Source organism: uncultured Paraglaciecola sp. (assembly GCF_963977085.1).
Taxonomy (GTDB): Bacteria; Pseudomonadota; Gammaproteobacteria; order Enterobacterales; family Alteromonadaceae; genus Paraglaciecola.
The window spans coordinates 43,596-59,738 of sequence record NZ_CAXBNC010000005.1 but is presented as its reverse complement, the minus strand read 5'-3'; the positions used below and the strand labels follow the sequence as shown (position 1 = coordinate 59,738).

Annotated in this window: 14 protein-coding genes; 9 read left to right on the top strand and 5 right to left on the bottom strand. The window is 40.4% G+C overall.

The annotated features are described in order from the left end of the window. The first annotated feature begins 95 nt into the window (after window positions 1-95). Together cysK and AAC000_RS07605 are read left to right on the top strand one after the other, a co-directional pair. The gene (gene cysK, locus AAC000_RS07610) at window positions 96-1,100 is read left to right on the top strand and encodes a cysteine synthase A (protein WP_339721522.1); all 1,005 of its coding nucleotides are present in this window, start codon (window positions 96-98) and stop codon (window positions 1,098-1,100) included. Between the two features lie 115 nt (window positions 1,101-1,215). Continuing rightward, window positions 1,216-1,785, top strand: a complete 570-nt coding sequence (locus AAC000_RS07605) for a hypothetical protein (protein ID WP_339721521.1) — start codon at window positions 1,216-1,218, stop codon at window positions 1,783-1,785. Between the two features lie 7 nt (window positions 1,786-1,792). On the opposite strand, the gene AAC000_RS07600 is transcribed toward AAC000_RS07605, so the two are convergent. After that, the gene (locus AAC000_RS07600; protein WP_339721520.1) at window positions 1,793-2,329 is read right to left on the bottom strand and encodes a DUF6817 domain-containing protein; all 537 of its coding nucleotides are present in this window, start codon (window positions 2,327-2,329) and stop codon (window positions 1,793-1,795) included. Window positions 2,330-2,587: 258 nt separating this feature from the next. Between AAC000_RS07600 and AAC000_RS07595 the strand changes: the two genes are divergently transcribed. Further along, on the top strand, window positions 2,588-4,102 hold the full coding sequence (locus AAC000_RS07595) for an AMP-binding protein (RefSeq protein ID WP_339721518.1): 1,515 nt from the start codon (window positions 2,588-2,590) through the stop codon (window positions 4,100-4,102). 8 nt (window positions 4,103-4,110) lie between these two features. Here the strand turns inward: AAC000_RS07595 and AAC000_RS07590 are convergent, their stop codons facing one another. Continuing rightward, window positions 4,111-4,455 carry a 5-carboxymethyl-2-hydroxymuconate Delta-isomerase gene (locus tag AAC000_RS07590; protein ID WP_339721517.1) on the bottom strand — a complete coding sequence of 115 codons (345 nt, stop codon included), beginning with the start codon at window positions 4,453-4,455 and terminating at the stop codon, window positions 4,111-4,113. Between the two features lie 30 nt (window positions 4,456-4,485). Here AAC000_RS07590 and AAC000_RS07585 point away from each other — a divergent pair, with 30 nt between their 5' ends. After that, complete coding sequence (locus AAC000_RS07585) at window positions 4,486-4,947, top strand: GNAT family N-acetyltransferase (protein ID WP_339721516.1); 462 nt, start codon at window positions 4,486-4,488, stop codon at window positions 4,945-4,947. On the opposite strand, the gene AAC000_RS07580 is transcribed toward AAC000_RS07585, so the two are convergent. Beyond that, entirely contained in the window at window positions 4,948-5,340 is a 393-nt protein-coding gene (locus tag AAC000_RS07580) for a hypothetical protein (RefSeq protein ID WP_339721514.1), read from the bottom strand. A 293-nt stretch (window positions 5,341-5,633) separates the two neighbouring features. On the opposite strand from AAC000_RS07580, the gene asnS reads away from it, so the two are divergent. Then, window positions 5,634-7,031 (top strand): asparagine--tRNA ligase, encoded by a 1,398-nt coding sequence (gene asnS, locus AAC000_RS07575; protein WP_339721512.1) that lies wholly within the window; start codon window positions 5,634-5,636, stop codon window positions 7,029-7,031. Window positions 7,032-7,285: 254 nt separating this feature from the next. On the opposite strand, the gene AAC000_RS07570 is transcribed toward asnS, so the two are convergent. Then, window positions 7,286-8,014: a transporter substrate-binding domain-containing protein gene (locus tag AAC000_RS07570; RefSeq protein ID WP_339721510.1), complete on the bottom strand. Its 729-nt coding sequence runs from the start codon at window positions 8,012-8,014 to the stop codon at window positions 7,286-7,288. 292 nt (window positions 8,015-8,306) lie between these two features. On the opposite strand from AAC000_RS07570, the gene AAC000_RS07565 reads away from it, so the two are divergent. After that, window positions 8,307-9,428 carry a zinc-binding dehydrogenase gene (locus AAC000_RS07565; protein WP_339721508.1) on the top strand — a complete coding sequence of 374 codons (1,122 nt, stop codon included), beginning with the start codon at window positions 8,307-8,309 and terminating at the stop codon, window positions 9,426-9,428. A gap of 64 nt (window positions 9,429-9,492) precedes the next feature. Here the strand turns inward: AAC000_RS07565 and AAC000_RS07560 are convergent, their stop codons facing one another. Next, on the bottom strand, window positions 9,493-11,565 hold the full coding sequence (locus AAC000_RS07560) for a M13 family metallopeptidase (protein WP_339721506.1): 2,073 nt from the start codon (window positions 11,563-11,565) through the stop codon (window positions 9,493-9,495). Window positions 11,566-11,798: 233 nt separating this feature from the next. Here AAC000_RS07560 and AAC000_RS07555 point away from each other — a divergent pair, with 233 nt between their 5' ends. The 3 genes from AAC000_RS07555 to pqiB are packed head-to-tail and all read left to right on the top strand — an operon-like array spanning window position 11,799 to window position 16,143. Next, on the top strand, window positions 11,799-13,193 hold the full coding sequence (locus tag AAC000_RS07555; protein WP_339721504.1) for an aminotransferase class V-fold PLP-dependent enzyme: 1,395 nt from the start codon (window positions 11,799-11,801) through the stop codon (window positions 13,191-13,193). Window positions 13,194-13,243: 50 nt separating this feature from the next. Next, entirely contained in the window at window positions 13,244-14,464 is a 1,221-nt protein-coding gene (locus AAC000_RS07550; RefSeq protein ID WP_339721876.1) for a paraquat-inducible protein A, read from the top strand. Further along, entirely contained in the window at window positions 14,461-16,143 is a 1,683-nt protein-coding gene (pqiB, locus tag AAC000_RS07545) for an intermembrane transport protein PqiB (RefSeq protein WP_339721503.1), read from the top strand. The genes AAC000_RS07550 and pqiB overlap by 4 nt, the downstream gene beginning before the upstream one ends.

The following is a 16,143-nucleotide window of genomic DNA, read 5'->3' as shown; positions in this document are numbered from 1 at the left end:
CTAACATATCAAAGTTATAAGAAATAATATGCAATTTTATTCCAAGCACCCCATGGCACACTACTCAACAGACAATTTACTGTGAGTATTAACCTATGAATGCACAAACTAATGCCTTATCTGACAATATTTCAGCTATTGAGACCAGCGGCCCTGCAGCTATTTTTGCTCCTAGAATATATGACAATATCACCCAAACAATAGGTAATACTCCTTTGGTACGCCTAAGTCGATTAGCTGAAAAATATGCCTTAAAGGCTAATATTCTGGCCAAAATGGAATACTTTAATCCAGCAGGTTCAATTAAAGATCGTCCTGCCATGGCAATGATCGAAGCACTGATAAACTCAAAGGACTTTCACAGCCAAATCGAAATAATTGAACCCACATCTGGCAATAATGGGGTGGCCTGTGCGTGGATATGCGCCATGAAAGGCATTAAATTGACCATAGTCATTCCAGAACATATGTCGATTGAGCGCCAAAAATTAATCAAACATTACGGCGCCCAACTTGTTACCACCGCCAAAGAATTAGGCACTAAGGGAGCAATAGACAAAGCCCGTTCAATGGTATTGGAAAATCCTAATGCTGTGATGTTGGATCAATTTGCCAATCAAGCTAATCCTGATATGCATTTTAATAGCACCGCACAAGAAATATGGCGTGACTCGGCTGGCAAGGTGGATATTTTAATTGCTGGCGTTGGCACGGGTGGCACTATCACAGGGATCGCAAAGGCATTAAAAATACGTAACCCCAACATTCAAATAATTGCTGTTGAACCGGCTTCATGCCCGGTCTTAAGCAAAGGATTAAAAGGTGTACATAAAATTCAGGGCTTAAGTTCGGGTCACATTCCCGATGTTTTATGCTTAGAGTTGTTAGACGAAATCATCCCGGTCTCAGACCAAGACTCTATTCACTACGCGCGTATGTTGGCACAAGTTGAAGGTTTGCCCGTTGGAATTTCATCAGGCGCTGCAGCTTGGGCCGCTATCAAGGTTGGGCAAAGAATACAAAACCAAGGAAAAAATATTGTGACTATTTTTGCAGATAATGCCGAGCGTTACTTTAGCACCGAATTATTTTTGGATTAATACGACTGAATAATAAATTCATGACAAATGTCATTTAAAAACAATGATTTTTATCCATTACATTACATCTAGCTGTTCCTTACACTTTTCCTACATTCAAAGATGAGGATTCAGCATGACTCAACACAACACTCAAACACTAGAAGAACAGCGTCGCGCTTTTAGCAAAAAACGTTTCTTAGCGATGCCTTTAGCTGGCAGCATAGTCTGGACTATCATAGGTATAATAGGCGCGACTATGCCGCCCATTTGGCAGATTTGGTCAGTATGGATAGGCTGCGGCAGCATTGTTTATTTGGGCATGGCTCTTGCCCAAGTTTTGGGAGAAGACTTTTTTAATAAACACACACCTAATAATGCTTTTAATCACCTATTTATGGTCGGACTGGTAATGGCTCTATTGGTATTTTCCCTAGCCATTCCATTCGCGATGCAAGATTACACCTCCATTCCACTGACTGTAGGTATATTAAGTGGATTAATGTGGATGCCTTTTTCATGGGCGATACAACACTGGGCCGGTTACTTTCATACTATTAGTCGCACCCTTTTGGTTTTGGCTGTTTGGTTTCTCTTTCCAGAACATAGATTTGTAGCAATACCTGTGGTTATAGTCAGTCTCTACATCATCACTATGCTGGCACTTGAACGCCGATATAAGGTGGTCAACAGTCTACACAATTGAATCTATGTTAAATATGGGAGGTAAATACATGTTGAATTTTTCGCTGGGAACAAGGGCTTAAAAAGTGTTGCATACGCTTAAACAAGTCCACCAGCTCCACCCCATGTTGAGTAACAAAGTCTGGATTGTTTATGGCAATTTCAGTTTCGTTGGCGGCAGTCAGTTCACAGAGTTGTTGTAATAGGGTATTCGATACAAGGGATTTTTTATTGGATATGCGATCATAAAACAATGGTTTATCCACTTGCCCAAACTGCGAGAAGAAAGCGTCTCTATCGCAGGCACAATAATGGTAAACGATGTTTTCTGCCGCACTGCCAATAACAGCTGCGACTTCGTCTCTTTGAGTTAGATCAAATACCTTGGGTGTAAAAGCAGAGGTGCCATAGGCCGCATGGTACAAACCTGCGTCTTGCAAAACATCAGCTGCGTTCCACTCTTTCAATAAACACCTGGTGCCTTCTAAGTGGGCAATAAGTGAACCATCGACATGTTCAAACTCCCCGGCACCTAGCTCTATCAATTGCCTGAATTTTTCATCCATAACGACTCCAATTTTCAAGTCACCTAAGGAAAACTAAACCTATACTTACTTATATAATCGGCTAGTGCAAGGACTACACTTAGCCAAATTTATTGGCTTAAAAGCACAATTGGCATTTTTAGAAATGAATATGTTAGGCTAAATTTTGCAATTTTGGATGCTGCATTATAAAAGCGAAAATCAAACATTGGATATAAGTGTAACCACCTCATAGCATCACTCACTTATGGGCCAATGTAGTCAACTATTGAGGTGACAATGAACGGACATTTGTATTTAAACGGAAACCTAACCCTTAGAAACGAATTTGAAATCAACGCTAAAAAATTAGCCCGTCTCTTACAAAATCAGGGAATTGGGTCAAACGATACCGTTGCCATATTAATGCGTAATGACGTTCAATACTTAGCGGTTATTCAAGCTTGTCGCTACTTAGGTTGTTACTTCGTGCCACTAAACTGGCATTCTGTTACAACAGAAATTGAACACATAGTGCAAGATTCCAAAGCAAAAATATTGATAACTCATAAAGACTTAATACATCAACTTGACCCGCAAAAGTTACCCGATCTGTTGTTCGCCACTATAGCCACACCAACACAAGTGGCTGAAAGTTATCTTTTGGATTTGGACATACAAAGTCAAACAGCTGACATGGCCATAGACATAGGGTTGTCATTGCAAACAACCGAACCAATCGATTCCCAGCCCAAACCATTTAGAGGAATGTTTGCCTATACCTCTGGCAGCACTGGCAGGCCTAAAGGTATAAAACGCAAAGCAGATGATAACGACGCCGATAAATACACTGTGTATCAAGGGTTAGCAAAATCCTTAATGCAATTGACCAAAAACGACAGATTCTATGTGGCCGCACCAATTTACCACAGCGCACCAAATACATTGAGTATCTGTGCCCTAGCGGCATCTGATGTTGACCTGTACCTTGCCACTAAGTTTGATCCTGAAGAATTTTTAGCCACTATAGACAAAAACCAAATAACCCATATTTATATAGTGCCGACCATGATGATTAGGTTATTAAAGTTACCGCACAGTATCCGTGAAAAATATGACATCAGTTCACTAAAATATGCGATATCCACAGGCTCTGCCTGTCCAGCCGATATTAAATTGGCGATGATTGATTGGTTTGGCGCAATATTTTATGAATCCTACGGTGCCAGTGAAATTGGCTTTATGACCTTAATTTCTTCTGCAGAGGCCAAAAACAAACCTGGCTCTGTAGGTAAGATAGTGCCAGGCGGTGCCATAAAAATATTGGATGAAACAAAACAAGAATTAGGCCCACTGCATTCAGGGCTAATTTATGTCAACCTCCCCATCTTCGGTGAATTTGAATATACCAATTTTGATGGCGAAAACAGTGCCTACACTTATGAAAATTACATTTCAGTGGGTGACATTGGTTTTTTAGATCACGAAGGTTATTTGTTTATTAATGATCGTCAGAAAGACATGATTATTTCAGGAGGCGCTAATATATTTCCCCTTGAAATTGAGTCTGTGCTAATTCAAATGGACGACATCATTGACTGTGCTATTTTTGGCAAGCCCGATCCTGAATATGGCGAAATGGTTGTAGCGGCTGTCCAATGTAAGCCAGCAACAACTATCACCCTTGAGCAAATACACAACTATTTAGACGGCAAATTAGCCCGCTTTAAGTATCCCCGTAAACTGGCTATACATAAAAAACTTCCCCGGGAAGACAGCGGCAAAATTTTCAAACACAAACTGCGCGCCACATAAAGTCAAGGTCACTCTATAACCAGTTTTTTGTAGCTTACTTTCTCAATATCTGACACTTCAACAGAAATCGAAATAGGAGGCTGACTATCGTTTTTAAGTTTATCCAGCACTAAAGTGGTGAGGTCTTTTTTCTGTTGATGATTTCTACCATATAAAATTTTCAATGTAAGGTGAATAAAAGGCATATCGGATAAACCCGTTTGAAAGTGTGTATATTCAATCGCCCGTGTTTTAATCGAAGACTCTTCAAACAACCCCGACGAAAATACGTAACTATGCACAGCCCCTACTAACTCTTTAATAGATAAGCTTTGCTCTAGATTTTTAGAATACTCAATAATACAGTGAGGCATTACAAGTCCTAGCTTTAAGTGGAATTATCAATGAAAATAAGAGCTTATCACTTTGGTGAAGAACATGAAATATGGCAGCTTTTCTATCAAACAATCCATTATGTCAATGTTAAGGATTATTCTCAAAAACAATTAGACGCATGGGCACCCCGCTCCTTCGAGCAACTCTTATGGAGAGATAAGCTCGCTAAACTAGGGTCTTTTGTTTGTGTGAATTCCCAACAAATAATCGGCTATAGCGACCTACAAAACAATGGCTATATCGACCATTTTTTCTGTCATTCACAATATCAAGGTGTTGGAGTGGGAACCGCTTTAATGGCGTATATCCACACTTTAGCTGAACAACGAAGCATTACCCATCTATCAGCTGACGTTAGTATTACAGCCATGCCGTTTTTCGAAAACAAAGGTTTTAAAATAGTGAAACAGCAAGCTGTGCAAATCAGAGGGCAAATATTGGGTAACTATAAGATGATAAAATCTTTGTAATCATAGGGGCGCAGTATACTCAAAGTATAAGATAATAAGGCTAGACACTGCGGTCAACAGCAACACATAACCATTAATTCCAAAATGATCACTATCACGGCGATTTCGACGGCGCTTCATAATTAAGACTGTCACACTTAGAAGTAAACACAGCGACAACAGCCCAGCCAAATACAAAGTCAGCGTTTGAGACCAGCCCTGACGCGCTTCTATACCCCAAAATGCTTGCATCCCAGAGGTAAATTCGGGTCGGGCATCATGAAATACTAATAGCGCACCTATAAACACAAACCAACCCAAAACGTTGATAAATACCATACATTGGAAAAATTTATCTTTTTCCCTAGGCGTCTTTCTTCTGTTTGGAACTGATTTAGGGTCTTTGTTTTTCATATGCTTAATAATACTAGCTTTATTGTCGATTTTTCTTGAGTCTAAGCGCTACCTGAGTAAGATTACACACCTTAAGAGATTAGCCAAGTAAACTGTATCGAGAAATACAGTCAATTTGTGTTTGTTTTCGGCTGTATTCAAAGTTTCAAGAGTATTTTTTTGTCTCCATACGTGGCTTCCAGCAAAATTCAGTCAATGCATTTATATAGATTGTGCTTTTATTTGTGCTTTGAAAAACAGTTTACACATTAAATGATGACGGGAACAATATCCCAATAATTGGAGAGAAGTAGATGGCGCACGCCCCGGTGGCAGACATTTTTGCCGGTAAATATGCAGTTGGTGACCAAGTTACAGTTAAAGGGTGGGTACGAACTCGCCGCGATTCAAAAGCAGGTTTGTCTTTTATTGCCTTACACGACGGTAGTTGTTTTGATCCTATACAAGTGATTGCACTGAGTAGCATTGAAAATTATAGCGATATCCAAAAACTCACTACTAGTTGTTCATTGGTGGTAACAGGCTCATTGAAAGAATCCCAAGGTCAGGGACAATCATTAGAAATTGAAGCTGAAACAGTTGAAATTATTGGTTGGGTAGAAAATCCAGATACCTTTCCCATGGCGCCAAAACGCCACAGTATGGAATACTTGCGTGAACACGCTCATTTACGTGCTCGTACCAATGTGGGCGGCGCAGTGACTCGTGTACGTAACTGTTTATCTCAAGCCATTCATCGCTTTTTCTATGAACAAGGATATTGCTGGGTAAGTACCCCAATTTTGACTGCAAGTGATACAGAAGGCGCTGGCGAGATGTTCAGGGTGTCGACCTTAGATATGCTGAATATCCCCAAAACTGAAAAAGGCGAAGTCGATTACAGCCAAGACTTTTTTGGAAAAGAGACATTTTTAACTGTTTCAGGCCAGTTAAACGGTGAAACATACGCCACAGCTATGTCAAAAATTTATACTTTTGGCCCTACTTTCAGAGCTGAAAACTCTAACACTAGTCGCCATTTGGCGGAGTTTTGGATGATCGAACCTGAAGTTGCCTTTGCTGATTTAGCCGACATAGCACAACTATCCGAAGACCTTTTGAAGTATGTTTTCAAAGCAGTATTAGCTGAGCGTCCAGACGATATGGCCTTTTTTGCACAGCGCATTAACAAAGATGCGATTTCTCGTTTAGAGAAAGTCATCAACCAAGATTTTGTGCGTATGGACTACACCGACGCTATCGAAATTTTGCAAAACTGTGGTAAAAAGTTTGAATTCCCAGTGAGTTGGGGCGTGGACTTATCCTCTGAGCATGAGCGTTACTTAGCTGAAGAACATGTAGGTGCACCAATCATCATGCAAAACTACCCTAAAGACATTAAAGCGTTTTACATGCGCATTAATGACGATGGTAAAACCGTAGCGGCTATGGATGTATTAGCACCAGGCATTGGTGAAATAATTGGTGGCTCACAACGTGAAGAACGTCTTGATGTGTTCGACCGTCGTTTAGCAGAAATGAACCTTAGTCAAGAAGATTACAGCTGGTACCGCGATTTACGTAAATACGGCACTGTGCCCCACTCTGGCTTTGGTTTAGGTTTTGAGCGTTTAGTTGCTTATGTAACAGGCATGCAAAACGTCCGAGATGTGATTGCCTTCCCAAGAACACCAGGTAATGCGAGTTATTAGGTAGCCATGTAACCCACCCTTTTTTATGCGTTACCTTTTTGGGTACTCGCTAAAATAAAATCCCTGCGAGGAAACAAGCAGGGATTTTTTTTGAAATGATTTAAGTTGTGTTGCGCAAAACATACAACACAACTTAAAAAATGAAATGGTGCCCCAGAATGATTATCTGAATATACAAATGAAACGGAAAAACATCGCACTTTTTGCTTAGACTATGTGGGGGGCGCCAACTTAATCAATACTACTTTGGGTAGTCATAATGAGTCTGCTAAAGCGGCGTAGTGCTCACGACGAATAGTGGCAAACTCCTGATTGGCAATTGCCGCTCTGACAGCAGCCTCAAATTGAGGTTTTTTATGAATAAGCGTCGAATTTCGACTGATAGTCACATAATAATAATCCACTTCAATTGGTTGATAATCGGCTATAACTATCTCATTTTGCAATTCCATAACAGAAATGCGTGACATTGCACTTTCTTCAAAATGCACAAAAGTGTTTATTCTGTCTTTTATCAACAACTCAATTTTTTGTCTTAGTCTCGATACAGGCACCATTATAAGGTTGGATTCTTGATTAAATTTCTTAAAATATTTTGCATGCCGAGTAACACCGATACTCAACTTTTTTAAATCATTAAAACTCTGCAACTTATGTTTATTTTCTTTTTTTATAAAAAAGGTATGCCGCAAAGCTTCATAACTTGGGGTGATATAAAGCACCTCATCTTGACGGTCATCTTCTCGATTCAAGCCAACCAAGATATCTAAATTACCTTGACGAAATTCCTTTATTCTTCTCGCAAAAGGCATAGGAATAATTTCAATGGGCATATTCATACGTTTCGCAATATTTCTAAGATATTTAGCTTGTAGACCATCGAGAAACTCTTCGGATACTGAGCTGCGTATAATTTCCTGCCCCCATACAGCAACAGGAAAAAAGGTTAACAGCAGAGTAAATACCAGAACGTATAATCGCATAACAAAACCTAGAAAAATCAACAGTCTATTATTACCTACAGCCCCAATTAAGCCAACAGTGAATTATCACACTCTAAGGATAGTTGACAACTATGAACATACATATGAATTATCTAGATATGTTCACTAATAAAATGATGCAACATCTTGGTATAGGTTAATGTTGAACCCATACTAAATTTTGTAACACAAGGCTAAGGACTTTGTTAAATCGACCTGAGTAAACAACTTAGCAATCCGCACCAATGTGCATAGTTGTGGATAATTTTTATTTTATTGGAGAATCATTGCAGTGAACAAATCAAAGCAACTTTTTACCCAGATCACCTCTAATGGTCAGCTGGAAGTGTCCTTAAAGGAATTAGATGTAGCAACGCCCAAACCCCACGAGGTCATTGTGCGAATCGAAGCAGCACCTATTAACCCCTCGGATATGTGGCCAATGTTTGGTCCCGCTGATTTAACTGAAGCCAGTTACGATGCCACCAAAAAAGTCATGACAGCACCTGTTCACAAAGGCATGCTGCCACGTATTAAATCGCGCTTAGATCAAGTGTTACCCATTGGTAATGAAGGTGCTGGTACAGTAGTGGCTACTGGCGATCATCCTGCCGCAAAGGCGTTAATGGGTAAAACTGTAGGTGTTTTATCTGGTGCTGTGTATAGCGAATATTGTTGTGTGCCTATGCAAGCATGTATAGTGCATAACGAAGGCACAACAGCAAAGCAAGCTGCGTCGTCTTTTGTGAATCCTTTAACAGCATTGGGCATGGTCGAGACTATGCGAATGGAAGGTCATACTGGCTTGGTGCATACTGCTGCAGCATCAGCGCTAGGTCAAATGCTCAACAAGATATGCCTAGCTGAAAACGTACCTTTAGTGAATATAGTGCGAAATCAACAACAGACAGATATTTTAACCGCTATTGGTGCTAAACATATTTGCGATTCGTCTAGCGAAACGTTTAAAGTTGATTTATACAAGGCTATTGAAGAAACAAGTGCAACCCTTGCCTTTGACGCTATTGGTGGTGGTGAGTTGGTGAGCGATATTTTAACCGCAATGGAAGCGGTTGGTAGTAAAGATGCCGTTGGTTTTAATACCTACGGCTCTGAAGCGAACAAACAAGTTTACATCTATGGTGGTTTAGATTTTGCCCCTACAGTACTTAACCGTGCTTATGGTATGACATGGGGAATAGGTGGATGGTTATTAATGCGCTTCTTAGGCAAATTACAACCCCAGCAAGTGGCGCAGCTACACAAAAGAGTAGCAGATGAAATTAATACAACTTTTGCTTCTACTTTTACTGAAGAACTCAGTTTAGAAGACGTTATGCAGCCGCAAACCGTTCTCAAATATAATGCTAAAAAGACCGGTGAAAAGTACTTAGTCAACCCAACTAAAGCATAATCAAAACACTAAAAATAAAAACGGGCGCCAGTGGCGCCCGTTTTTCATCTAGTTGCACTTGAGTTTACCAAATGCGCACACGATCTTCAGGGGCTAAATAAAGTGCATCTTCAGGCTGCACGTTAAAGGCTTTATACCAGGCATCATGATTACGAGGTGCTAAGGCTCGATAACGACCCGGGGCATGTGTCCCTCCTTTTAACTGAGATAACATACTTTGCTCGGTGCGTTTTTCACGCCATACTTGCGCCCAAGCTAAAAAGAAACGTTGGTCACCGGTGACACCATCAATGACTGGGGCTTCCTTGCCATTTAAACTCAGTTGATAAGCATGGTAAGCCATAGCTAACCCTCCTACGTCCCCGATGTTCTCACCTAAGCTATTACGACCATTAACAAAATTTCCTTCGATTGGTTCGTAAGCACTATATTGTGCTGCCAAAGCGTCGGCTTTGCTCTCAAATGCAGCTCGGTCTTGATCCGTCCACCAGTTTTGTTGGATACCATTAGCATCAGACTTAGAGCCTTGATCATCAAAACCATGCCCCATTTCATGGCCTATTACTGCTCCTATTCCCCCATAGTTAACGGCGGGATCGGCATTGGGATCAAAAAATGGCGGTTGTAATATTGCGGCGGGAAAAACAATTTCGTTGAACGAACTGTTATAATACGCATTCACTCGTTGTGGTGCCATACCCCAACGGTTTCGGTCGGTTTTTTGTAACTCTTTATTGGCACTATCGGCGCGGAAGAACTCTCGCATACGTACAACATTACCTACCAAATCGTCGGCTTTAATGTCTAAACCAGTAAAATCCTGCCATACATCTGGGTAACCAATTTTAGGGACAAAAGAAGCAAGTTTTGCTTGAGCGTTCACTTTAGTTTCTTGGCCCATCCAGTCTAAACCATCGATACGTTCGCCCAGTGCTTTGCGAAGATTTTCAACTAAATCAGCCATTTGTGATTTTGAACTCGCAGGAAAATGTTTCTCAACATAGGTTTTACCAATAGCGAAACCTAGTGATTGAGTTCCAGACATTGCTGCAATAGCCCTTTTCCAACGGGGGCGAGGTTCTTGTTGTCCACTTAAAGTTTTACCAAAAAAATCAAAGTTTGCAGCAAAGATTTCATCTGACAAAAATGACGCGTGATTAGAGATCGTATGGTAAGTCATATAATCTTTCCACACCGCTATCGGTTGCTCCTTTATTACTCTAATGACGTCTTTTACAGGTTGAGGTTGCGATACATTAAGGTGAGGTACTTGGTATTCAGTCTGGGCGAAGTATGTATCCCAATCAAAACCGTTGTAGGTATCTGTTAAATATTCCCGCTGTAACTGATTAAGAGACAAGTCTCTATCACGCCTTTTCTCACGTGGCCATTGTACCTCAGCAATTTTAGTTTCGAGTGCGAGTATTTGTTGAGCCTTTTGGGCTGGGTCTGCAATCTTAGCAAAACCTAACATTTGTTCGATGTGTGCAAGGTAAGCCTTACGAATTTCCACAAAACGATCAGTGTCTTCTAAATAGTAGGAACGATCGGGTAAACCTAGCCCACCTACACCAACGGACATTTGGTATTGATTAGGATCCAGACGGTTAAAGCCCATGCTCGCAACAATAGGGCTAATAGAGCCGTCGCGCCACGCGCTACCAAATGCTGCTGTTAGGCTACGCTTATTGTTTATACCCCTGATTTTTTCTAGTATAGAGGAGATAGGTTTGAGGTCTTTTGCGTTCGCTGCATCGACGTCCATGTAAGCGGAGTAAAAATCTGCAATCATTTGCTGTTCAGGATTTAAGTTTTTGCCATTGCTGATGTCTTCTATCAGTTCTTTAATTTGCGTTTCGCTGCGCTCTGCTAATTTATCAAATGCACCATACCGGGTTTTGTCACTTGGCATCTCAAAGTTGTCGTACCATGTGCCACCAGCATATTTAAAGAAATCGTCACCCGGTTGAATGGATTCATCTCTTGCATCAAGCTCAACGCCAAAGCTACCCAATTCAGCGGAACCTCTTGGTACCTCCGCAACTGTCTCATTGATTTGTTGTTGCTCTCCCTGCTTACTACACGCACTCATTAAAAATATTGATGCCATTGCAGCACTTATAATAGTCTTTTTCATTCTTATTCCGTCTGTTGTTAAACATTTTTGCATTATTAAGAACGTTGATAACCTAAATTAAGCTCAGTGAAAAGTGAATTAATCGATAACCAGCGTCTGTTAATGTAAAGGTAATTGTCCACATCCTTAGTTTGATTTTAAAGAGTAAACTGTATAGCTCGAATAAAAACAATCTGTGTCTATTAGTTTAAGGTCGTAAACATAATAATGGATAACCAGATTATGGAGATGTCATGAAGCAACTACAACAAGCATTGTTTAAACAACAAAAAAGTAAATCACTTCTAAAACAAGCACAACAGGCAGCCTTTGACTACATAGACAATGTACCTAAACAGCGTGTATTCCCAGATCAACAAAGTCTTCAAAAACTCGCAGTCTTTGAAGAGCCTTTACCCGAGGCAAGCAGTGAGCCTGCTTTACTATTAGAATTACTCGACACTGTCGGCTCTATAAATACAGTGGCTCAAACTGGGGGCCGTTATTTTGGATTTGTGAATGGTAATGCCCTACCTGTTACTTTAGCCGCAAAATGGTTGTCAGACGTATGGGATCAAAATGCAGCTTTATATGTGATATCTCCCATTTCTTCAAAATTAGAGAGTATTTGTGAAACTTGGCTCAAGCAACTTTTCAACTTACCAGAATCTACTGTGGCGGGCTTTGTAAGCGGCACATCAATTGCGACGTTATCGGGACTTGCTGCAGCAAGGTTTCGTCAGCTACAAAAATTAGGTTGGGACGTTAATCAACATGGGTTGTTTGGTGCGCCAAAAATTCGCCTAATACTAGGTAAACAAACTCACGGCACTGTAGCGAAAGCCATCAGTTTATTAGGCTTTGGACAGGCATCTATCGAGTGGGTAGATTGCGATAAACAAGGCCGAATGATTGTGGAAAAACTGCCATATTTAGATACCAGTTGTATTTTAGTGTTACAAGCAGGTAACGTAAATTCAGGTGCTTTCGATGATTTTAGTCAAATATGCCACTTGGCAAACAAAGCTCAAGCTTGGGTCCATATTGATGGCGCATTCGGATTATGGGCAAAAGCGTCTAAGGTGTTTGCCAGTCAAACACATGGTATGGAGTTAGGCGATTCGTGGTCAGTAGATGCCCACAAAACACTGAACACACCCTATGATTGTGGCGTTGTTTTATGTAAAGACGCCGAAGCCCTGACAAGTGCCCTGCATCAACAAGGCAGTTATATTCAACTCAGTGAGCATCGGGATGGTTTATTGTATACTCCGGAAATGTCAAAACGTGCCAGAGCTATCGAACTCTGGGCGGCTATGAAGTACCTAGGGCGTTCGGGCATAGCCGAGTTAGTTGAACAACTGCATCACCATGCACAATTGTTTGCCACTTTATTATCTGAAAATGGTTTTACAGTTTTAAATGATGTGGCTTTTAATCAAGTGCTCATTAGCTGTAAAACCGAGCAGCTAACTCAAACAACCCTAACGTTATTGCAGCAATCTGGTGAATGTTGGTGCGGTGGTTCAATCTGGCAAGAGAAAAAAGTTATACGTATTAGCCTATGTTCATGGGCTACAACCGAACAAGATATAAGACATTCAGTCAACGCATTCATTGAGGCGAGAAGCCAAGCATTAAAAACATAGTTATCAAATAGTTATCAATTAGTTATCTAATTGCTGAATTTTGTGTGGAATTGATGTTTAATGAAGTTGTAAATATTTATGACATCTACGATGTGAACCAAGTTAAAACAACAAACAAGTCCATAATGTCGAAGCCACACACTATTCTGTGCCATGAATGTCACTATAAAGTTACTCTGCCTGCATTGTCCCATAAGCAAGCCGCTGTGTGTCCTCGATGTGGATTGCAGCTAACTGTTTTCCATAACAATGCATCGCAGCGTATTATTGCGTTAGCGACGACTTCACTTATATTTTTGTTTGCATCCCTACCATTTAAATTTCTGTCTTTCAGCGTCAATGGTCAAACCCAATCCATTGATATTATGGGTAGCCTATGGATTTTAGTAGAAAAAGATTATGGGCTAATTGCTTTGATACAAGCGGTTGCAGTGTTAATACTTCCCGCTTTTGTATTGATAAGTTTGTTATATTTACTGGTACCTCTGAGTTTAGGTTTTCATCCAAAAAATCAACAATGGCTTTTAAAGACTTTATTTAGGTTACTTCCTTGGACCATGGCTGAAATATTTTTAATTGGGGTGTTAGTTAGCTTAATTAAAATTATGTCCATGGCAGACATAGGAATAGGTTTGTCGTTTTACGCTTACCTACTTTTTACTCTTTTTATGACCATTACCCTGTTGTATGTAGACAAATACCAGCTTCAACAATTGCTAATTGGCAATATAGAAGATGAGTACATTGCCATTGATCCCACCCGCAGTATTCAAACAACATGGGCTTGGTTATTCACCTCAGCTTTGTTATACATTCCAGCCAATATTTTACCGATAATGCATACCAGTGTGTTAGGCAACGACGACCCAAGTACAATATTGGGAGGTGTAATAATTCTCTGGAAAATGGGGTCATACCCTATTGCAATTATTATCTTTATAGCCAGTGTGTTTATCCCAGTGGCAAAAATAATTATTTTGTGTTGGTTAAATTATTCAGTTCAAACTAATCAGCAGCACGCATTTAGTGAAAGAATGTTTTGGTATCGGTTCACCGAATTTGTGGGTCGCTGGTCAATGATAGATGTGTTTGTGGTCGCTGTATTGGTAAGCTTAATACAATTAGGCAACGTAATGAATATATTACCAGGTCACGCAGCACTGGCATTTTGTGGCGTAGTGATTAGCACCATGCTTGCGGCAATGTCGTTTGATTCAAGACTCATATGGTATGAGCCAGAAAAATTAACAGGAAGAGAGAAACCAATATGAGCCAGGAACAGCAGCACCCTTCTCTGCCTGAAGAAGCCTTAGTGAAGCCTGTTAGAACCGTTTCAAAAATTTGGCTGGTACCTATTGTTGCCTTGTTTATCGGTATTTGGATGGTGTATTACCAATGGAGTAATCAAGGTCAACTTATCACTATCCAATTTAAAACAGCCACTGGATTAGAAGCTGGGAAAACTAAAATAAAAACCCGCGATGTGGACATTGGTTTGGTCAGAGACATAGAGCTTTCTGAAGATTTAAGTGGGGTCATAGTTACAGTTAGAATGCATAAAAAGGTTGCACCAATAATGCATTCTGACAATCAATTCTGGATAGTTTCTCCTAATGTGTCACTCAATGGCATATCAGGCCTAGGCACAATATTGTCTGGCCCTTACATCAATATGGCACCTGGGATCGAAAAACAAATGAGTGACAACTTTGTTGCCCTAGAGGCGCCGCCAGTCACTCCAGCCGGTACGCCAGGTCTGCATGTCACCTTAAACAGCGAAAGTGAATTTGCATATAAAAAAGGCGACCCGGTGATTTATAAAGGCATTAAAGTGGGGGAATTTGAAGACATCCATTTTAACTTTAAAGAACGAATCGTGTATTACAACACCTTTATTGAAGCGCCTTATCACAAGCTAATTACCTCAAACACCACGTTTTGGGATATCAGTGGTATACAAATGGAGTTAGGTGCCAGTGGCGTAAAAGTCAGTACTGGCAGCTTAGAAACACTGCTTACCAATGGCGTGACATTCGGTATTCCTGAAGGTATGCCAATAGGTGAACCCATACAGGGACGTAGTTTTTTTGATATTCATCCAAGTTACGCCTCAGCTTCAGAGGAACGTTTTAAGCAAAACGCTGAGTACCTAATCCTTGTAAAGGACACCATACGGGGACTCCAAATAGGCGCCCCTGTTGAATATAGAGGTGTAGTGGTCGGTAAAGTATTGTCAATAAATTCACTCGAAAACACCCAAGATGACATGCTGAAACAAGGTTTTGATATACCAGTAGTTATCAGTATTCAACCTGGTCGAGTACAACAACCAGATAATGAAATAGGCCTAGCTTTTATACGCAAACAAACCAGCCTTTGGATAGAAAAGGGCTTAAGGGCAACCTTAAAAACGGGCAACCTATTGACTGGAGCCTTGTTTGTAGACTTACAGCATTACCCAGATGCACCACTTTTTGAAGCTCAACATCAAAACGGATATGAAGTCATACCGACCATTACGGGAGAATTTTCAGAAATAACGTCCAAAGTGACTGCCATCTTGGACAACATCAATGAAATTAAATTAAAAGAAATTTCTGAGAATGCCAATAATATGTTGTCGCAAATATCTCAATCAGCACAAGCACTGCAAGCTACTGCTAGCTCTGTGGAGCGCCTGCTGAATACTCTACAAGAAGACAAAATCAGCAGTACCTTATCAAACACCTTAGAAAACATATCCAATTTAAGTCAAGATTATTCAGCTGATTCAGACACTTACAAAGAACTCAATCACACCATGAAGTCATTGCAAGCTACCTTAAATGAATTACAACCTTTGTTAATGCAGCTTAATAGTAAACCAAATAGTTTAATTTTCACTAATGGTAATGACACAAGGTTAATTCCCAAAGCTAAGGTAAACAGCAAAGTCGGAGCAACAAACTAA